The following is a 19474-nucleotide window of genomic DNA, read 5'->3' as shown; positions in this document are numbered from 1 at the left end:
CTGCCGGATCTCCGGCCCCCGCCTTGCATGAAGGAGTTTCAAGATGGCCACAGTGCCCGTGAACGACAGCGAATTCGACGCCGAAGTGCGTCAGGCCGATACCCCGGTCGTGGTGGATTTCTGGGCCGAATGGTGCGGCCCCTGTAAGCAGATCGGCCCGGCTCTGGAAGAATTGTCCGATGAATATGCGGGCAAGATCAAGGTCGTGAAGATCAACGTGGACGAAAATCCCGAACAGGCCGCAGCCCTTGGCGTGCGCGGCATCCCGGCTTTGTTCATGTTCAAGGACGGCGAAGTCATCTCGAACCGCATGGGCGCTGCACCGAAGGCCGCGCTGAAAAGCTGGATCGACGAATCGATTTAATAGGATTGGGTGTTGACCGTCGAATCCGACTGAATCATAACTAAATGGCTAGGCTCGAATCGCTCTGACGATTTGAGGAAAAAACCCGGGGCTTGTCCCCGGGTTTTCTTATTTGAGAACTCTTCATCGCTTATAGTGTATGTCAAGATGATGTGTTGAGTATCAATTACAACAATAAACCTTGACTCTGAGCGCTCCGAAATTGAACTTGAGAGTACCCGCATGGGTGGGGCGGAGCGATTCGAGCCTAGCAGCCAACTTGCTCCGTCCTAACAACACAACAAAAGGACCTGAGCATGTATTTGCGGAACAAACTTCCTATAGGTACTCGCGTTCGGACTGGCGGAAAATGCCCTGAGAGTGGGATTTGGCGCTCAGACGATTACCCATCGACAACCGCTCCAATAGCCAAGGGTAATGTTATGCCGCCACACAACTATCGAGCGGTCGACTGGGTTCTCATTCAGTACGCCTAGTGCAAGTAGCTAATCGGGCGGCAACCAAATGGTTTGTCGCCCGATCAAGTTAGAGTTTCACTCTAGCCTCTCCTGCAATTCAGGATCATCCAGATTGGTCTGCACCCATGTCGGGTTCAGGTGGATGTCCACGGTCTCCAGCCGCCCCGGTCCCAGATTGTGGAATTTATGCGGCACGTCGCGCGGGCCAAGCAGGACATCGCCTTCATTCGCCTCGATCTTGCGGTCGCCGATGGTGTAAAGCGCGCGGCCTTTGCGGATGATGAAGATCTCGTCATAGGGATGGACGTGCCATTTCGGCCCCTGCCCCGGCGTCTCGTTGGCATAAAACAGCACCGTCGCATCGGTGCCCAAGGTCAGACCCTCGACATGGCCGTGCCAAGGGTCGCGCCCCGAGGTCCAGTCTTCGCGGGTCACCCTGTTCGCGCGGGCGGTATTTTCGTCGTCGTTCATGTTTTTCCTCCCTGTCAGACCGGCCATCCCCCGGCCCGCATCGCCCGAAGCAGGCGATCATTTGCGTCACCGGCCATCATGTCGATGCTGGTGCCGCGCAGGAACCAGTCCAGATAGCCATCGAAATCCGGGCGGTGATCCTGCGCAAGGGCCAGCGCCTGATCGGCCCCGACTTGGGCGACATTCAGCGCGATATGGTGGAAATCGGACTGCGCGAACAGGATCGCCGGCTTCTGCAAGAGATAGCCGTCAAAGGCCACGGCGCTGTTCTGAGTCGCCACGAAGGCGCAGTTGCGCAGAAGTTTCGCGGTATCCTTGCCGATGATCAGGTTCGGATAGCGGGCGGCCAACATCGCCAGCGACTTGCGCGCCGCATCGCCGTAGCGTTCGTTGGGATGCAGGGTGGCGATGGTCGGACGGCCGGTGCGGGCGACGGTTTCGACCATCTCGATCGGGCTCATGGTCTGGAAGGACCGGCATTGCAGCAAACGCCCCTGAAGCGGCACCAGCGCATAAGAGCCGTTTTGCGGCGCCGGTCCGGGCAGCACCCGGCTGCGCAGTTTCGACGCGAAATCCTGTGCGGCGGCGGGATCTCCTAGCGTAAACGCCGCCTCGGCCACCGGCCAGCGCCAGCGTTCCGCCTGAGTCTCAAGGCGCCAGAACGGGTAGTGATAGGCAAGGCGAAAGGTCATCGCCGCCGGATGGGTGGGCTTTTCGCGATGATAAAGCGCGTAGCCGGGCAGGTTCGGGGCGCGGCTGCGGGCCTCGGGGGTTGAGGGCAGGATCTCGGTCTGCCAGCCCTGCGCCTCTAGCAGATCCCGCAAGCGATTGAGAAAGCGCAGCTTTCCGGCCCGCGCGGTTTGCAGCACCGATGCGGTCAGGTAGATGCGCAGTTCGCGGGCATGGCTCATGCCGCGCAGGCTAGGGTGGGTTGGTCTGCGGATCAACGGGTTGCGAAGTCCGCATTGCAACCATATCTGAACGCAAGCTGACGTTCATTGACGAGGGCCTTATGGCGGAAGACAAGTTTCCCGGCTGGCATGGCACGACCATCCTGGCAGTCCGGCGCGGCGGCAAGGTTGTCGTGGCGGGTGACGGTCAGGTCAGCGTCGGCCCGACGGTGATGAAGGGCACGGCCCGCAAGGTGCGCCGCCTGAAGCCGGGCGGGCGCGATGTGGTGGTGGGCTTTGCAGGCTCGACCGCCGATGCCTTTACCCTGCTGGAGCGGCTGGAAAAGAAGCTGGAGCAGGCTCCGGGTCAGTTGCAGCGCGCCTGTGTCGATCTGGCGAAGGACTGGCGCACCGACAAATATTTGCGCAATCTGGAAGCGATGCTGATCGTCACCGACGGGCGCGAGCTTTACGTGGTGACCGGCGCGGGTGATGTGCTGGAACCCGAACATGACGTGGCGGCGATCGGGTCAGGCGGGAATTTCGCGCTTGCCGCCGCACGCGGGCTTTTGGATAGCGACATGGATGCCGAGGCCGTGGCCCGCAAGGCGATGGCGATCGCGGCGGATATCTGCGTCTATACGAATGGAAATCTGACGGTCGAAACGCTGGAAGGGTAAGGGGGCGCTGCCCCCTCGGCCCATGCGGGCCTCACCCCCGGGATGTTTGACGACCAAGGCAAGCTTGAGGGCTGGAAGAATATGAGCGACCTGACTCCGCGCGAGATCGTGTCCGAACTGGACCGTTTCATCATCGGGCAGAAAGAGGCGAAGCGGGCCGTTGCCGTGGCGCTGCGCAACCGCTGGCGGCGCAAGCAGCTTGGCGACGATCTGCGTGACGAGGTTTATCCGAAGAATATTCTGATGATCGGCCCCACCGGCGTCGGCAAGACCGAGATCAGCAGGCGGCTGGCAAAGCTGGCCAATGCGCCCTTCATCAAGGTCGAGGCGACGAAGTTCACCGAGGTCGGCTATGTCGGCCGCGATGTCGAGCAGATCATCCGCGATCTAACCGACGCCGCCATCGTCGATACCCGCGAGAGGATGCGCGAAGAGGTGAAGGCGCGGGCGCATAAATCCGCGGAAGAGCGGGTGGTGGATGCTTTGGCCGGGGATGCCGCCCGTGAGGGCACCCGGCAGATGTTCCGCGACAAGCTGAAGCGGGGCGAGCTGGACGATACCGTGATCGAGCTGGAGGTTCAGGACACGTCGAACCCCCTAGGCGCGATGGAGATGCCGGGCCAGCCGGGGGCCAGCCTTGGCGGGATGATGGATCTGTCGGGGTTGATGAAGGCCTTTGGCGGGCGACGGGTGCGGCGCAAGGTGACCGTGGCCGAAAGCTATGAGCTGCTGATCGCGGAAGAGGCTGACAAGCTGCTGGATGATGATGCGGTGAAGGCTGCCGCGCTTGAGGCCGTGCAGCAGAATGGTATCGTCTTTATCGATGAGATCGACAAGGTCAGTGCCCGCAGCGATGCCCGTGGCGGCGATGTCAGCCGTGAAGGCGTGCAGCGCGATCTGTTGCCGCTGATCGAGGGCACCACGGTCAGCACCAAATACGGGCCGGTGAAGACCGACCATATCCTGTTCATCGCCTCGGGCGCGTTTCATGTCGCCAAGCCCAGCGATCTGCTGCCGGAATTGCAAGGCCGCCTGCCGATCCGGGTCGAATTGCGGGCGCTGACGGAAGAGGATTTCGTGCGCATCCTGACCGAGACTGACAACGCGCTGACCCGCCAATATACCGCGCTGATGGCGACCGAAGAGGTCGAGGTCAGCTTTACCGAGGACGGGATCGCGGCGCTGGCCAAGATCGCCGCCGAGGTCAATTCGGCGGTCGAGAATATCGGCGCGCGGCGGCTTTATACGGTGATCGAGCGGGTGTTCGAGGATCTGTCCTTCACCGCCTCGGACAAGCCGGGCGAGAAGGTCAGCGTCGATGCCGCTTTCGTTGAAAAGCATCTGGGCGATCTGTCGCGCTCTACCGATCTGTCGCGCTACGTGCTCTAGGCGGAACCGCAATGGCCGGTTTCGTGTTTGCTGGGTGACGCATCAAAAGGGACCGGCCATGGGCTATATCTTCGGAATTATCATCTTCGTGCTGGATGTCTGGGCCATCGCCTCGGTCATCAACACGAATGAGAGCAATGGCACCAAACTGCTGTGGATCGCGATCATCGCCATCCTGCCGGTGTTCGGCCTGATCCTGTGGTATTTCGCGGGACCAAAGGCGAATTATTCGGCCTGATCCGCAGTGACATCAGCGGCCCGCCCGATCCGGCGGGCCGTTCTATTTTGGAAGCCCCGTTCCGCCGACATGCGCCGGTAACAGGGCATCATTGATCCGCGCGGTCAGGACGTGATCGCGCCACGCCCCCGCAATCAGCAAATATTGACGCGCATAACCCTCGGTCTCGAAGCCGAGTCGTTCCAGCAGCCTGCCGCTGCGAAGGTTCTCAGGGATGAAATTGGCCATGATCCGGTGCAGTTCATAAGTCGTGAAGACGTGCGGGATGAGGGCGTCGAGAATTTCGAACATCAGATTGTTGCCCTGATGCGCGCTGTCGATCGAATAGCCGAGATGGCAGGCGTGGAACGACCCACGGACAATATTGGTGAAATTGGCGATGGCGATGATCGGGGTTGAGCCCCTCTCAGTTACCACGAAACGATAGGATCGGTCCTCGGTCGCTTCTTTGGCGTAGGTTGCCGCGCGATCCTGCCACTGCGGCAGATCGTGATAATCTGCGGGACGTATCGGCTCCCATGGCGCCAGATGCGATGCGTTGCGCAAGTAATAGTCGCGCAGCCCGTCAGCGTCCGCAGGCTCAAGGAGCCGGATCTGCGTCCGTTCCGTAGAGATTGCCATCAGCCCCGCCCTATCTTGCGCTTCGCGGGCATCATTCAGATGATCAGGGGGCGGGACAACCCCGCGCTAATCCTGCAACCGGCGCAGATAGACGTAATAGGCGCCCTCGCCTCCATGCCGGAAATGCGCGGCGCTGATCTGTTGCACGACCTGCGACAGCGGTGCGGATTGCAGCCAGAACGGCACCTGATGACGCAGCGCGCCCGGACGGGTCGGCAGCGGGCCGTGATCACCCCTGCCCTTGCCGGTAATCACCAGAACCAGACGGCGACCGCTGGCATGGCAGGACAGGATAAAGCGGATCAGTTCCGGCTGCGCGGCGGCAAGGGTCATGCCGTGCAGATCCAGCCGCGCCTCGGGCTTCAGCTTGCCTTGCGACATCCGGCGGTGAACCTTCTGGTCCATCCGCAACGGCTGTGCGGCAAGGCGTTGTGCGGGGCTTGGGCTGGGCCGCCCATAATCGGGGATCGGCAGGGCCGTGGATTGTCCAATGTCGAAATGCGGGACCGAGGTTCTGACGGCAGGCGGTTTCGGCAAGGGCGAGGACGAAATCTCGACCGGCTCGCTCCCTTTCGGCTTTTCAGGATGCAGGGGTGTCGCGCTGCGTGCAACGCGGGACCACAGGTCCCGCTCTTCCGGCGTCAGGCCGCGGCGACGGCGTGCCATCTCAGCTTGTCGCGACAAGCTGCCAGTTGGGATCGTTCTCACCCATGTGGCGGGCAAAGGTCCATATGTCGCGTTGCTTGCGAGCCGCCTTGGGATCGCCCTCGATCACTTTGCCGTCAGCATCGCGCGTTGCGGCGATCAGTTCGCCGACGAAGCGGACCGAAAGCTCGGCCATGCCGGTCGAGTGATCGAATTCAGCCGAAGCAAGCGCGGTTTCGCGCGTGCCCAGATACTGCGCCTCGACCGTCTGCCCCCTTTCGGCGCGGGCATCGATGACCGACTGGAACGCCTCTGCGACAGGCTCATCAAGGAAAGGCCGGACCTCGGACAGATCGCCCTTTTCGAAGGCCATCAGGATCATCTCATAAGCCGATTTCGCCCCGCCCAGAAATTCGCCAACCGCAAAAGAAGGCTCGGCCTGCTTCATCGCTGCAAGGGCTTCTGCGGTAGGGCTGCCTGCTTCCGCGTGGTCCAGAATGTCGTGGTCAACTTCGTTCGCCGTGCCCTCGATCACCTCGAAGCGGTCGCGCGGGTTTTCCTGCGTTTCCACCTTGGTCGGCTCGAATCCGCCACGCGTGCCCAGAACATTGCGCAGCCGCAGGATCAGGAAGATCGCGATCCCTGCAAGGATGAGCAACTGGAGCAATGGATTGGACATTCGGTGGACCTCGTCGGCAAAGGCGCTGTTGGTATCTGTACTTCGTGTCATTATGTAGGGATTGCAGGGATACAAGTCCAGTTATCCGGCCCGCAAGAAGGGGAATTCGCATGTGGCTTCTATGGTTGTTCGTCGCGCTGCCGATCATCGAGATCGCACTGTTCATTCAGGTCGGCGGCGTGATCGGCCTATGGGCCACGCTTGGGTTGGTCATGCTGAGTGCGGTTCTGGGGATGACGGTCGTTCGCAGTCAGGGTCGGCATGCCTGGCTTGAGGCGCAGCGCAGCCTGAACGAGTTGCGGGATCCTTCCCGACCCCTGGCGCATGGTGCGATGATCATGGTCGCTGGCGTGTTGATGATCATTCCGGGGCTGTTCACCAGCGCCGTCGGTCTGTTGCTGATGATCCCGCCGGTGCGCGATCTTGTGGTGCGATGGATGGGTCGTCGGGTTCGGGTAACGCATCCGGGCGGGCGGCCCCGGCACGATGCGCATCGTCCGCCTTATGGCGACGGCGTGATCGATGGCGATTATGTGGTCGAGGACGAGCCTGTGCCGACCCGCCCACGGATGCCGCCCGATCTGCCGCAGGATATGTCGGACGAGGACGGATCGTCCCAACACCCCCCTCATAACCCCTCAAAGCCGGGCAAATCCGGATGGACGCGGCATTGAGGCCATCAACGTCGCCTGATAGAACGCTGGGCAAGTTGAAATCCAAAGGGAAGTATCATGGTCGAAGACACTCAGCAGCCCCAAGCCCAGAACGGCGCGCAGCCGCAAGTGAAGATGCAGATCCTTGCGCAATTCATTCGCGATCTGTCGTTCGAGAACGCCGTCGCGACGAAGGGCGCCCCGCAGGGTGAGGTTCAGCCCGAGATTACCGTGCAGGTCAGCCTGGACGCCCGCAAGCGCGGCGCCGATCACCAGTATGAGGTGATGACCAAGTTCCGCGTCACCTCGTCCAACAAAAGCGACAACACGACGCTGTTTCTGGCAGAGCTGGATTACGGCGGGGTCTTCCACATCGAAGGCGTGCCGGAAGATCAGTTGCATCCGTTCCTGATGATCGAATGCCCGCGGATTCTGTTCCCCTTCGTGCGCCGGATCATTTCGGATCTGACCCGCGACGGCGGTTTCCCTCCGTTCAACATGGACCCGGTCGATTTCGTCGCCCTGTATCGTCAGGAACTGCAGCGTCGCGCGCAGTCTCAGCAGACCGAAGCCGCGCCGGCGGCCGATCAGCGCCTGTCCTGATCACGGATGACCACAAGATCACGCCGGGCCTGGCAGCGGATGCTGTCGGGCCGGCGCCTGGATCTTCTTGATCCGACGCCCTTCGACATCGAAATTCAGGATATCGCCCACGGGTTGGCCTTTGTCGCCCGCTGGAACGGGCAGACGCATGGCGACTGGCCCTATTCCGTGGCCGAGCATTCGTTGCTGGTCGAGGATATTTTCGACCGTCTGAATCCCGGCATTACGCCGGAATGGAAACTCGCCGCGCTTCTGCATGATGCCCCGGAATATGTCATCGGCGACATGATTTCTCCGGTGAAAGCCGCATTGGGCGCGGAATATGGTTCAATGGACGAGCGGCTGATGGCCGCCATTCACCGGCGTTTCGGATTGCCGGCGACGTTGCCCGCACCAATGAAAAAGAAGATTAAAGCGGCAGATCGTATTTCCGCCAGACTGGAAGCAGTTCAGATTGCAGGTTTCACTGATGGCGAAGCCAAAAGACTATTTCCCCTGCAAAATGAACATATTCTTTCAGTTTTGAATATTACGTTACGTCCACCTGCAGAAGTGCGGGCGGCGTATCTTTCGCGCTTCAATAAGCTGATGCACGAAATCGACGCATATTCATAATCATTAAAAGCAAAAAGACCGCCCGGAGGCGGTCTTCATTTTGATCGTCAGATCAGCAGGTCATCAAGCTCTTTGCCGCCTTCCAGGCTTTCCTGAACCCAGCGCGGTTTGCGACCGCGTCCGGTCCATGTCAGGGTCGGATCGTCCGGATTTGCATATTTAGGGGCAACAGTTCCGGCACGGCGGGTTTTAACGCCGGTAAGTTCTGCCAAGTTGAAGCCATGTTCGCGCGCAGCTTCTTCAACTGCAGCCAATGCCTGACGACGCTTCCGGTCCTCATAGGAATTTATGGCGCGGTCCAGTTTTCCCCGCAATTCACGCATTTCCTTAAGAGACATGCTGTCGAAGTCAAAGTCCATTGATTGGTTTCCAGTTCAGACGAATATCTTTCTGCTCCGATAAATATGGAAAATGCAAAAAGTTTCAACCTGTATATATTTCAGCGCGGCCCGCGCTTGGCAAGAATTCGCTGAAGTGTCCTTCGGTGCATATGTAATCGGCGGGCCGTTTCACTGACATTTCTGTCGCATTGCTCATAAACGCGCTGAATATGCTCCCATCTGACGCGGTCAGCAGACATCGGGTTTTCGGGCGGTGGCGGCAGGGTCTCACCACTGGAAAGCAGGGCCGAAGTCACATCATTCGCATCGGCGGGCTTGGCCAGATAATCCGTCGCGCCCATTTTTACGGCAGCGACGGCGGTTGCAATTGCGCCATAGCCGGTCAGCACGATAATCCGGGCATCCTCGCGGGCCTCGCGCAGGGCCTCGACCACATCAAGCCCGTTGCCATCTTCCAGCCGAAGATCGATCACCGCATAGGCCGGGGCGGATTCGACAATCATCCGCATCGCCTCTTCGACACTCAGTGCCGCGCGCGTGGTAAAACCGCGCTTTTCCATCGCGCGGGCAAGACGGTTGACGAACATCTCGTCGTCATCGACCAGCAGCAGCGACGGATCGGGGCCGATTTCGGCAGGATTGGGAAGATCGCTCATGGTTTGCCCTTTCGGAAAGCCGGCCTTGCGCCACATCGGGCCAGGCGCGGCAATATCACCCTCTACCCGGCTGCGTCGAGGAAACAGCCAACACGCTCTGCCAAGACCTCGGGCGTCACGTCTCGGGGGAAGAACTCGACCGTCTTATTTCCCGGGAGGACCAGATATGTCATCGTCATGTGATCGACGAGGTAATATTCCTTATCCTCTTCGTCATGCGCCTTGTAGATATTCCGCCAGCCTTTGCTGACCGCGTCGATTTCCTCGTTGGTCCCGGTCAGACCGATCATGTTCTCAGAGAAAAGATCGGTGAACTCGGCCATGACCTCGGGCGTATCCCGGCGTGGATCGATGGTGATCATCACCGTCTGAACATCCCTGCCCTCATCTTTCAGCAACGCCTCGGCCTCGGCATTACGGGCGCTGTCGAGCGGGCAGACATCGGGGCACATCGTATAGCCGAAATAAAGCAGCGAGGGTTTGTCAAAGACCTCGGCAGCGGTCACCCGATTTCCGTCATCGCGGGTCAGGGTGAAATCGGTGCCGAAACTGTCCATGCCGCCCGAGACAACCCCGGCCTGACAAGCCGCGAACTGGTTTCCCGTGCTTGGGCGCGTGGAAAGATAAATCCCGCCAATCGCGATTACCGCAATGGCCACTACGCCCCCGATCAGCAAAATCTTCCGGTCGTTCATATTCATCATTCCAAGCTGGCAAAATGCGCGCATTGATCGCGCATCACTCGCCGCGTATCAAGGAGCCGATTGTCGCAGCCGAGGATGGCATGGACCAAGCATCGCCGCAATCCGAACCCTTGTTTCTGTCCGAGGCCCCCGAGCCCGAACCCATTCGCTTGCGCACATTGGTGCTGCTGCGCTGGTTTGCCATAGTCGGTCAGCTTGCCACGGTAATCGTCGCTTGGGCCATGGGCATCGGTTTTGCCATAGGCCCGGTTCTGGCGCTGATCGCCGCTGCGGTTCTGATGAACCTCTGGCTGGTGCTTGGCCCGGCAAGGCGCAGCTCGACCCCTCATGCCTTTGGGCAACTGACATTCGATCTGATCCAGATCTCGGCACTGATGGCCCTGACCGGCGGTCTGTCGAACCCCTTCGCTCTGCTGGTGCTGGCGCCGGTGACGGTGGCCGCGACCTCGCTCGACAATCGTCAGACGCTGATGCTGGGCGTGGCGACCGTTGTCCTGATCTCTATCGCCTCGGTCGTCGCTCTGCCGCTGCGCGATGCCAACGGCACGCAATTGTTGATGGAGCCGGTTCTGGCCATCGGCCACTGGGTCGCGCTGGTGATCGGCGTCGCGTTCTTCGCCGGTTATGCCCGCAGGGTGACGGCGGAACTGGGCGCGACCTCGCGCGCGCTGTTTGCAAGCCAGATGGCTTTGGCGCGCGAACAGCGGTTGCAGCATCTGGGTGGCGTCGTCGCAGCGGCGGCGCATGAGATGGGCACACCCTTGGCCACGATCAAGCTGATCGCAGGCGAGCTTGCGGATGAATTGAAGGACCGGCCCGATCTTTACGCCGACGCGAATGCCCTGCGCGAATCGGCCGAGCGTTGTGGCCAGATTCTGCGCGGCATGGGTCGCGCCGGAAAGGAAGACCTGCATCTGCGCAGCGCCCCGCTTCGCGCCGTGCTTGAGGATGCCGCTGGCCCGCATGCAGATCGCGGTCCGGTCGTCGAAATACTGGCTGAAGGCCCGGATGTTCGCCGCGATCCGGCTGTGATCCACGCCCTGCGCAACCTGATCCAGAACGCGGTCGATTTCGCCCAATCCCGCGTGGTGATCGAGGCGGATTCAGGCAGCGAGTTCGTCACGGTCACGATCCGCGACGACGGGCCGGGATATTCCCCGGCGCTGCTGGCCCGGATCGGCGACCCGTTCCTGACCAGCCGCAGGACGGGCGCGCAGCGGAACGGGTATGAGGGTATGGGACTTGGCCTTTTCATAGCCAAGACGCTGCTGGAAAGATCGGGGGCACGGCTGACCTTTGCCAATGGCGGACCGGGGGCGCTTGTCACGGTGCGTTGGCCGCTGGACCGTATCCGCGCGGACACACGGGCAGCGCTTGGGCAGAACCCCAATCTCGAAAAATAAGAATTTAACTGATTTTTAAGTATGCGCTCGCTAAAGTTGTGCAAATAGCGGGGGCCGTGCCGTGGATTTTCATAGTTTTTGTGTCGCGATCATTGCGATCCTTTCTGGTGCATTATCGCTTGTTCTGGCGATCCTTGGCATGCGGATATGGGACGACCGACGCAAGGGCACGCGACGCCGCCGAAGCTCGGACGGGCTGGATGGCGCGCTGCGGCCGATGGTCTTTCTGTTCAACGACGGGCGCCTGATCGATGCGACACCCCCGGCGCGAAACCTGTTCGACAGGCTGGGCGCGGTCGATCACGAATGGGGGCGGCTGATGCAATGGATCGGCCCGCGATTTCCCGACGACATTGGCAGGCTGGATCAGCTTCCACGTCTGGGCCGGGTCGAGCTTGTCGGCCATTCCGGCAATGGCAGCGCCAGCCTGCGGCTTCTGGCGGAACAGATCGATCAGGCCCTTGTCCGGATCACGCTGACCGACCCGCAGGCCGATGGTGCGGGGATTGTGGTCGATTCCATGTCCTTGCAGGCGATGGAAGAAGAGCTGGACCTGTTGCGCCGTGCGCTGGACCAGACCCCGATGCTGGTCTGGCGACAGGACCGGCAGCATGGCGTCACCTGGGCCAATGCCGCCTATCTGCGTCAGGCAGAAGCCCTGTCCGATGGCGAGGTGACGTGGCCCCTGCCCCGCCTGTTAGAGCCGCCGCAAGCCGTGCCCGGTGCCAGCACCAGCAGCAAGCGCGCAGCCCTGAACGACAATGGCAATGTGCGCTGGTATGATTGCCACAACCACCAGATCGATCCCGACCAATCGATGATGTTCGCCCTGCCCGCCGATGCCGCCATCCGGGCCGAGCGCAGCCTGCGCGAATTCGTCCAGACGCTGACCAAAACCTTCGCCGATCTGCCCACCGGCCTCGCAATCTTCGACCGGGAACGGCATTTGCAGCTTTTCAACCCGGCGCTGATCGATCTGACAGGCCTGCCGACGGGCTTTCTGACCGCTCGCCCCACGCTCTTCGACCTTTTGGACAAGCTGCGAGAGCTGCGGATGGTGCCGGAACCCAAGGATTACCGCTCGTGGCGGCAACAGATGTATCATCTGGAAAGCGCCGCCGCGACGGGTCGCCATGTCGAGACATGGTCACTTCCCGGCGGTCAGACCTATCGGGTGACGGGCCGCCCGCATCCCGACGGCGCAGTGGCCTTCCTGATCGAGGATATCACCTCGGAAATCTCGCTGACGCGCAAGTTCCGGGCGGATCTGTCGCTGGGCAACACCGTTCTGGACGCGATCGACGACGCGCTGGTGGTCTTTGCACCGGGTGATCAGGTGGCACTGACCAATCAGGCCTATCGCAATCTTTGGGGCGAAGGCACGCCGACCAAGGCCGATATGCTGGCCGACTGGCAGGCGCGCGGCTCGGACGGGCCGGGATTTGCCGCCCTGCGCGCAAGGTTGAGCGGCGAAAATGGCGATGCCCGCCGCGATGGCATCATGACCGGCCCCGATGGGAATTTGCTGAGCTGGACGGTCAACCATCTGGGTCTTGGGCGGCAGATGATCAGTTTCCGCAGCGCAGATATGAACCATCTCTCCGAGCCGGTTCAATCCTCCGCGCCGTTGGCGGATGTGGGCTGAGCCGCCCGGGACGGCTCAGTAATCGCGTTCGAAATAGATGCCCAGCGTGCTGTCACCATCACTGCCGACAGAGCCGCGCGCCCTGAGCGTGTCAGAGATATCAAGGTTCAGGTTGATCGTGCTTTTGCCGTCATTGCCGACTGCCACATCGGTATAAAGGTTATCGCTCAGATACTTGCCCGCGCGGACCTGCACGTTCCCCTCGTCATCCGTCGCCAGATCAAGATCGTCCAGCCCGACCTGATTGCGCAGGTTGCCGATGATCCCTTCACCGCCCGCGCCCGCCAGAACAGCGATGGCATTGGCAAGCTGCGCCGCCTGAAGCGGGCTGATGTTATCAAGGCCGCGTCCGAACAGAAGCTGCGACAGAACTTCTTCCTCGGGCATTTCGGGCGAGGATTCGAAGGTGATGTCGGGGTCGCGCACCTCTCCATCAATGATGATGCGGGTGGTGATGCCGTCCTGCGTCGTCTCGGCCACCAGCCGGATCACCGGGATCAGACTGCCCTGCAACTCGACCAGACCCTCGGTCAGATCGAAGCGCTTGCCCAGCAAATCGACGCGGCCCCGGATCAGTTCCAGATGGCCGATGGGAATGGCGTTCCGGGTGGTGCCCTGAACCTGAAGGCTGCCGCCAAGCTCGGCATCGACGCCACGACCGCGGATGAAGACCTGATTGGGCGCGTTGATCGTCAAATCCAGCCGCGGCGGCGCAGCGGGCGGCGTTGACGGAGGCCCGGCCATTCCCGCATCGCGCGACGCCTGACTGGGATAATCTTCCAGCCCGGCCTTGGCGCGGGTGGCGCGCACCGGACGGGTATCACCCACATGATTGATATCCGGGATCGCCTTCGCGCCGCCTAAGCCGGTCGAGGGGATGCGGATTTCAGTCTCACCCAGATCGATCTGACCGGCGATCAGAGGCCCGGCGGCGTTGTTGCCGCTCATGGTCAGACGGCCATTGATCTCGGTCTGGTATAGGTTCGGATCGCGCGCGATCACCCGGTCCAGAATGATCGCCAGATCCATCGAACCGCCGTTCAGATCCACAGGACCGCTGACCTCGACGCGCCCCCCGGACGCAACATTGCCTCCCGCATCGACCTGAATCCGCCCGCCACTCAGATCGGCGGTCACGTTCAGATCGTTGATGCTGATGCCGACCCCCGGATCGGCGACCTGCCCGCCCGAAAGCTGTACCCTCCCCGACACCGCATTCAGCGACGGCGCGCCATTGATATTCAGGTTCAGCGACAGCGGCCCTTCGATGCTGCGCGTGCGCAGGAAGCTGTTCGCGATCGAGGCGTTGCTGTTGCCGGTCAACGCCAGATTGGTTGTGCTGAAATCGCGCGCCGCAGAGCCGGAAAGCTCAAGCTGGGTGTTGCCCGGCGCTGCGATGTCCAGATCGACGATGAAATTCGCGCCCTCTTCCCGGACGGTGCCGCCGACCTCTAGCGGGCCCGGAAATTCTGGCTGCACAAGCCCTATATTGGCCAAGCGCGCCTGCAAATTCAGCCCGCTGATGGTGTCGCCATCCGCGCTAATATTCAGTTGCGGGTTGGTAACAGACAGTTTCTGCACAGAAATTCCGCTTGCCGCCTGCGTCGCCGCAACGTCGAAACTGGTCTGTCCTGCCAGCAGCGGATCTACTTTCGCCTGTCCGACCGAAAGCCCGTTGGCGTTCCCGGTCGCACTTATCTGGCGCGTGCCATCCACCTCTTGAAGCCGCGCATCGGCCGCAACGGCGCCGCTGATGCCGTTGCCAAGGAAGCGCAGATCAGCCGCATCAACATGCGCGCTGACATCAGTTTCGCCGCCGCCGACCTTGCCAGTGGCGGTCGCCGCCAGACGCGGGTTTTCGACCTGCGCCTGTTCGATGGTAAAGACGCCCGCCTGTTCGGTGCCGCGCACGGCCAGCCGGGTTTCGCCCGCCAGCGCGCCATCGACCTGCGCCTGACCAAAGGACAGATCGCGCCCGTTTCCGTTCACCTCAAGCCTGCGCACGCCGTCGCCCGCCTCGCGGAAGCTGCCGGTCGCCTGCATCGCGCCGCGCCAGCCCTGCCCCAAGAACGCCAGCGAACGCACATTCAGATCGGCCGAAACATCGGTAACGCCCTCGCCATAAACACCGCTTGCCGTCGCATTCACCTGTTCATTGTTCAGCCGCACATCGCGCAGCGTGATCACCCCGGCCTTTTCCTCGGCCAGAACCTTTAGATCGGTGGTGCCGGTCAGCGCGCCCTCGGCGTTCTGCGCCATGCCCAGGTTTTCGCCGGTGCCGGTCAGGTCGATGAAGCGGGTGCCGTCCTGTTCGGTCAGCTTCGCCTGCGCCTCGAAGCCGCCCGCCAGATCGGACCGCAGCACCGAAAGGTCCGGCACCGCGAAATCGGCGGTTGCGTCCAATGTGCCGGTGGCAAAGTTGCCGCGCCCCCGCGCCTGAAGCTGCGGGTTGGCGAAGCTGAAGGTCTGCAATTCGAACCCGGCAGCCGATTGCTGCGCCGCCACGTCAAGCTGGGTCCGGCCTTGCAAGGCATTGTCCAGCAAATCGATGCCAAGCCGCAGATCGACCGCCTCACCGTTCACGGTCAGCCGCCGCGCCCGGTCGGGGCCGGTCAGCTTCGCCTCGGCCTGCAATTCGCCTGAGAAGTTCGGATCGGCATCTTCCAGCGACGGCATCGAAATCTGCGCCGTCACATCGCTGCCGCCAGAATTCAGATACCCACTGGCCTCGGCGGTCAGCCGTTGCGCATTGACGGACAGGTTTTCAAGCGTGATCCCCTGCCGGTTCCGCCGCGCATTCAGCGCAATGGTGGATTCGCCCGCAAGCAGGCGGTCAAGCTGATCCTGATCGACCGAGATGTCATTGCCGGTCGCCGTCGCATCGATGAAGAAAGCCCGGGTCAGCACGACATAGCTGCCGCGCGCCCGCACATCCGCGCGTCCCGTCATCGGACGGCCTGCAATGGTCGAAAGCCGCGTCAGATCCTCGTAACGGGCGCCCGCATTCACCAGAATCCGGCCGCCCTCATCAAGGTCAAGCACCCGGAACACGCCCGAAAGCCCGTAATCCGAGCCGTCGATGGTCAGGTTCGGCAGCACCAGCGCGTCGCCCGGCGTGAAGGTGAAATCGGTCGAGCCGGTGATCGCCTCGCCCACCGCTTCGGCAAGGCCGGGATCAGTGAAGCCCATTTCGCGGCTGCCGAAATCGATTTTGCCGGTGATGTCGCCAAGCGCGCCATCATTTATCACGACATCGCCCGCGCCGTCCAAGGTCAGCGCGCCGATCTGCACCTGCGACGTGTTCAGATGCCCGACCCGTCCATTCAGCGTCCAGCCCTGCCCTTTTGCGGCATTGTAATCCAGCGTCAGCCGACCGGATTCCACGGTTGAGCCCTCTGCAAATGGCAGCGGCACCGGAACCTGCGTCGCTCCGGCATCTTCGCCAAGCGTTATCAGAAGGTTGGCATTCTGCGGTGCGCCCCGGTCGTTGAGTGCAAGCGATCCGTCCAGCCCCAAAGCCTCGGTGGTAAGTTTCAGGACGGGGATATCCAGCCTGCCCGTTTCGCCCCGCCAGCCTTCTGCCTGAAGCTGCGTCTCGGTGCCGAAAAATGTCCGGTTCTCGGGCGAGAGCAGCGAGGCCACATCGCCGCCAAGCTGGAACTTGAAGGCCGTGCCCGGCGTCCCGTCGGTGCCCAACGCACCCGACGCGCTGACCTGCCCGGTGATGCGCGGTTGGCCATTGGTGGCAAGGCTGATATTGGCTGCGAAATCCTGAATTGCGCCTTCGCCATTGATCTGGGCTCTGACGGCGGGCTTGTCATAAAGGTTGACCAGATTGACCAGCAGACCATCCGCCGCCTCATCAAGCGACAGGTTCAACCGCAGGATCTGGGTCTCGTTCGCATAGCCCGCATCAAGGACGAATTCCCCGCGAGGGCCGTCGAGGCGTTGGATATTAAGGTTTGCGTTCCCCTCTCCTCCCTCGAGATTCATGTTTCCTTGCAAAGAGATAGCGGCTTCCAGCCCGATCACCGGCTCGCCCAGAACAACCCGCTGGGCGGCGATCTGGTCGATATTGATCGATACCGGCAGCTCTGGCAGCGCAAATTCCCGCGTCTCGGCCTGCGGTGCAGACGGGCCTGCGCCCGGCAGACGTGGCAGCAGGATTTCTTCGGCAGAAAGTTCGGCGATCTGGACCCTGCCGCGCAAAAGCGACGACCTTGTCCACTGGATCGCGCCATTCTTCAGCGTCAGCCAAACCCCGTCGTCATCGGCAATCGTGATGCTGTCAAAGGTCGCGCGTGACGACAATGCGCCCTGAAACCCATCGATCACCACCTCGCGCCCTGCCCCGGAAAGGTTGTCTTCCAGAAGCCGGGTGATGAAGCCGCGGTCGTCGCTAACCTCTTCCGAGATTTCGGCGGCGCTTTGCGCCAGAACGGCCAGCGGGAACAGGATTGCGAACAGGATAAGCCAGATCTTACGCATCAGAATGCCTGCCCAAGCCCAAGGTAAAGCTGCACACCCTCGCCCGTATCGCCGCCGGTCGGACCGGCCACGTCAAAGCGAAGGGGTCCGATCGGGGTGTTATAGCGAATGCCGACGCCCGCGCCGGAATGCCACTGGCTATTCCCATCCCACGCGCTTTCGGTCCAAAGCCTGCCGTAATCATAGAAGGCCACGACCCCGATCTTTTCGCGGACCTGCCAGCGGATCTCGGCGCTCATATTCGCCACGCTCATACCGCCGGTCTTGATCAGCTCGTTCTCGCCCTGAATTTCCTCGACCCCAAGCGATTGATAGGGCTGGCCGCGAACACTGCCGCCGCCGCCGGAATAGAAGAGATAATAGCGCGGCGTATCGTCGATTTCGCTGCCAAGGACGCTGCCGACACGGGCGCGGCCTGCCAAGGTGATGCGGTCATCCTCGCCCAGCGAATAGAAGGCCCGACCTTCGCCGACCACCTGCGCACCAGAGCCGGTATCGTCAAAGCCTTTAAACGGTACCAGATCGCCGTTCAGATAATAGCCGTTCTTGGCGTTCTTCTGATCGTCGCGCGCATCCCACATGACGTTCATCGGGAAGGCCAGAACCTTGAAGTCCGTCTCGCCCAAGTCATCGTAAACACGCGAAAACTCATAGCGCATGCCGACATCGAAGGTAAAACGGTCGCTGTAGATGTGGTTGAAACCAATGCCGATTGCACCACCATCGGCGTCATAATCCTCTTCCCGCATCCGGGCCAGAATCGTCTCGATATAGGCGGTGGTGTCGGGCGAGATCGTTGCCGGGCGTTCCAGCCGGATGGTCACTTCCTCGTCCCGGCCACTGCTGTCCGAGCCCATGTCCTTGACTTCGCCCTCGATCCGCAGCCGCTCGCCACCGCCCAGCAGGTTGCGGTGCATCCAATAGGCCGACAGCATCGCGCCATCCGTGGTCGAAATCTCGAAACCCGCACCGATCCGGCGCGGCTTCTGTTCCACCACTGTCAGGTTCACGTCCATCGTGTTGCCCGGCCCAAGCTGTTCGGCCTCTTCCAGCGTAATCGCCGAAAAGACGCCGCTGCGGCGCAGGCGTTTGCGGACATCTTCGATATCCTCGGGGTCGAAGCGCTGACCTTCGGGCAGACCGGCGATCTTGTGCAGGCGACGGGGGTTCATCCGCTCATAGCCGCGCATGTTCAGCCTGCCGAACGTGACGACCGGACCGGGCGCAAGGCCGATCTGGCTGTCAACGGTGCGTTGCGGATGGTCGGCCTCGATCCGCTGGCCATCGACATTGGCCTTGGCATGGCCATAGTTGCGCCAGCCATCGACGCCCGCCGTGGCAGCCGATTTGATCGTACCGGTTCCGGCGGCTTCGCCCCGACGATAGCCTGTGGGAAGATCGGTTTCAGGTGCCAGCGGCGCAATCGCCGCGCGGGAGAAGCGGAATTGCGGCCCGGTATCGACCTGAACCACGACATTCTGGATCACCGCAGGCGCGTCCAGCGGCGCGATCTCTGCCGCCTCGACTCCGTCCAGACGGATGAAGATCTGCGCCGAATAATAGCCCCGGTCGTAAAGCGCGCCCAGAATGCGCGCATAATCGCCGCGGGCCGCGGCAAGCACGTCCTGCCCGGTGGTCCGATCCTCGGACAGCGCGCCGGAAATCAGCGAAGTGTTGCGCAGCGAGCTTTCAAGATCATCGTCGCCCGAGACCTCGAAGGTCAGCGAAACCGGCCCTTCGCTTTCGCTGCCACCGCCAAAAAGACCGGAAATCCCGGAAAACGGAGAGGATGACTGGCTGAATGCCGTGCCGCCAAAGATTATCGCCGTGGTCGCGACCAGCGCCGCACGCAGAATAACCCGCATCTTCCTGCCCTGCATTTCTTGTTCTTTGCGCTATTTGAACAGGAAAGAAGCGGGGAATCCAGCGGA

General features: G+C 61.6%; 19 protein-coding genes. 9 read left to right on the top strand and 10 right to left on the bottom strand.

Features of this window, described 5'->3' with window-relative positions:
- Window positions 1-43: 43 nt before the first annotated feature.
- Complete coding sequence (gene trxA, locus JJJ17_RS16945) at window positions 44-364, top strand: thioredoxin (protein WP_200688531.1); 321 nt, start codon at window positions 44-46, stop codon at window positions 362-364.
- A gap of 533 nt (window positions 365-897) precedes the next feature.
- Here trxA and JJJ17_RS16940 read toward each other — a convergent pair.
- Window positions 898-1293, bottom strand: coding sequence for a cupin domain-containing protein (locus tag JJJ17_RS16940; RefSeq protein WP_200688530.1), 396 nt, complete (start codon window positions 1291-1293; stop codon window positions 898-900).
- Between the two features lie 14 nt (window positions 1294-1307).
- Window positions 1308-2204 (bottom strand): hypothetical protein, encoded by an 897-nt coding sequence (locus JJJ17_RS16935; RefSeq protein WP_200688528.1) that lies wholly within the window; start codon window positions 2202-2204, stop codon window positions 1308-1310.
- Between the two features lie 101 nt (window positions 2205-2305).
- Here JJJ17_RS16935 and hslV point away from each other — a divergent pair, with 101 nt between their 5' ends.
- The 3 genes from hslV (at window position 2306) to JJJ17_RS16920 (ending at window position 4490) form a co-directional block, all read left to right on the top strand.
- Entirely contained in the window at window positions 2306-2863 is a 558-nt protein-coding gene (gene hslV / locus JJJ17_RS16930) for an ATP-dependent protease subunit HslV (RefSeq protein WP_200688526.1), read from the top strand.
- A gap of 81 nt (window positions 2864-2944) precedes the next feature.
- Window positions 2945-4252: an ATP-dependent protease ATPase subunit HslU gene (gene hslU, locus JJJ17_RS16925; protein WP_200688525.1), complete on the top strand. Its 1308-nt coding sequence runs from the start codon at window positions 2945-2947 to the stop codon at window positions 4250-4252.
- A 58-nt stretch (window positions 4253-4310) separates the two neighbouring features.
- Window positions 4311-4490, top strand: a complete 180-nt coding sequence (locus JJJ17_RS16920) for a PLD nuclease N-terminal domain-containing protein (protein WP_200688524.1) — start codon at window positions 4311-4313, stop codon at window positions 4488-4490.
- Between the two features lie 42 nt (window positions 4491-4532).
- Here the strand turns inward: JJJ17_RS16920 and rimJ are convergent, their stop codons facing one another.
- The 3 genes from rimJ to JJJ17_RS16905 form a co-directional block, all read right to left on the bottom strand.
- Complete coding sequence (rimJ, locus tag JJJ17_RS16915; protein ID WP_200688523.1) at window positions 4533-5111, bottom strand: ribosomal protein S5-alanine N-acetyltransferase; 579 nt, start codon at window positions 5109-5111, stop codon at window positions 4533-4535.
- A gap of 66 nt (window positions 5112-5177) precedes the next feature.
- On the bottom strand, window positions 5178-5777 hold the full coding sequence (locus JJJ17_RS16910) for a Smr/MutS family protein (protein ID WP_200688522.1): 600 nt from the start codon (window positions 5775-5777) through the stop codon (window positions 5178-5180).
- A gap of 1 nt (window position 5778) precedes the next feature.
- A complete protein-coding gene (locus JJJ17_RS16905) occupies window positions 5779-6435 on the bottom strand; it encodes a Tim44/TimA family putative adaptor protein (RefSeq protein WP_200688521.1) in 657 nt (218 codons plus the stop codon).
- A 110-nt stretch (window positions 6436-6545) separates the two neighbouring features.
- Here JJJ17_RS16905 and JJJ17_RS16900 point away from each other — a divergent pair, with 110 nt between their 5' ends.
- The 3 genes from JJJ17_RS16900 to JJJ17_RS16890 are packed head-to-tail and all read left to right on the top strand — an operon-like array spanning window position 6546 to window position 8306.
- On the top strand, window positions 6546-7109 hold the full coding sequence (locus JJJ17_RS16900) for an FxsA family protein (protein ID WP_200688520.1): 564 nt from the start codon (window positions 6546-6548) through the stop codon (window positions 7107-7109).
- Window positions 7110-7166: 57 nt separating this feature from the next.
- A complete protein-coding gene (gene secB / locus JJJ17_RS16895) occupies window positions 7167-7691 on the top strand; it encodes a protein-export chaperone SecB (RefSeq protein ID WP_200688518.1) in 525 nt (174 codons plus the stop codon).
- Between the two features lie 6 nt (window positions 7692-7697).
- Complete coding sequence (locus JJJ17_RS16890) at window positions 7698-8306, top strand: HD domain-containing protein (RefSeq protein WP_200688516.1); 609 nt, start codon at window positions 7698-7700, stop codon at window positions 8304-8306.
- Between the two features lie 47 nt (window positions 8307-8353).
- Here the strand turns inward: JJJ17_RS16890 and JJJ17_RS16885 are convergent, their stop codons facing one another.
- The 3 genes from JJJ17_RS16885 to JJJ17_RS16875 form a co-directional block, all read right to left on the bottom strand.
- Window positions 8354-8665, bottom strand: coding sequence for an H-NS histone family protein (locus JJJ17_RS16885; RefSeq protein ID WP_200688514.1), 312 nt, complete (start codon window positions 8663-8665; stop codon window positions 8354-8356).
- An 80-nt stretch (window positions 8666-8745) separates the two neighbouring features.
- Window positions 8746-9303, bottom strand: coding sequence for an ActR/PrrA/RegA family redox response regulator transcription factor (locus tag JJJ17_RS16880; RefSeq protein ID WP_200688512.1), 558 nt, complete (start codon window positions 9301-9303; stop codon window positions 8746-8748).
- A 62-nt stretch (window positions 9304-9365) separates the two neighbouring features.
- Window positions 9366-9998 (bottom strand): SCO family protein, encoded by a 633-nt coding sequence (locus JJJ17_RS16875; RefSeq protein WP_200688510.1) that lies wholly within the window; start codon window positions 9996-9998, stop codon window positions 9366-9368.
- 23 nt (window positions 9999-10021) lie between these two features.
- Here JJJ17_RS16875 and JJJ17_RS16870 point away from each other — a divergent pair, with 23 nt between their 5' ends.
- Together JJJ17_RS16870 and JJJ17_RS20650 are read left to right on the top strand one after the other, a co-directional pair.
- Window positions 10022-11410, top strand: a complete 1389-nt coding sequence (locus JJJ17_RS16870; protein ID WP_234464160.1) for an ActS/PrrB/RegB family redox-sensitive histidine kinase — start codon at window positions 10022-10024, stop codon at window positions 11408-11410.
- Between the two features lie 61 nt (window positions 11411-11471).
- Window positions 11472-13055 (top strand): PAS domain-containing protein, encoded by a 1584-nt coding sequence (locus JJJ17_RS20650; protein WP_200688508.1) that lies wholly within the window; start codon window positions 11472-11474, stop codon window positions 13053-13055.
- Between the two features lie 15 nt (window positions 13056-13070).
- On the opposite strand, the gene JJJ17_RS16860 is transcribed toward JJJ17_RS20650, so the two are convergent.
- Window positions 13071-17543 (bottom strand): translocation/assembly module TamB domain-containing protein, encoded by a 4473-nt coding sequence (locus JJJ17_RS16860; RefSeq protein WP_200688506.1) that lies wholly within the window; start codon window positions 17541-17543, stop codon window positions 13071-13073.
- Window positions 17543-19408, bottom strand: coding sequence for an autotransporter assembly complex protein TamA (locus JJJ17_RS16855; protein ID WP_200688504.1), 1866 nt, complete (start codon window positions 19406-19408; stop codon window positions 17543-17545). The genes JJJ17_RS16860 and JJJ17_RS16855 overlap by 1 nt, the downstream gene beginning before the upstream one ends.
- Window positions 19409-19474 lie beyond the last annotated feature (66 nt).

This window comes from Paracoccus caeni (genome assembly GCF_016629665.1).
In the GTDB taxonomy this organism is placed as follows: domain Bacteria; phylum Pseudomonadota; class Alphaproteobacteria; order Rhodobacterales; family Rhodobacteraceae; genus Paracoccus; species Paracoccus caeni.
This window is presented reverse-complemented; position numbering and strand designations above follow the sequence as displayed.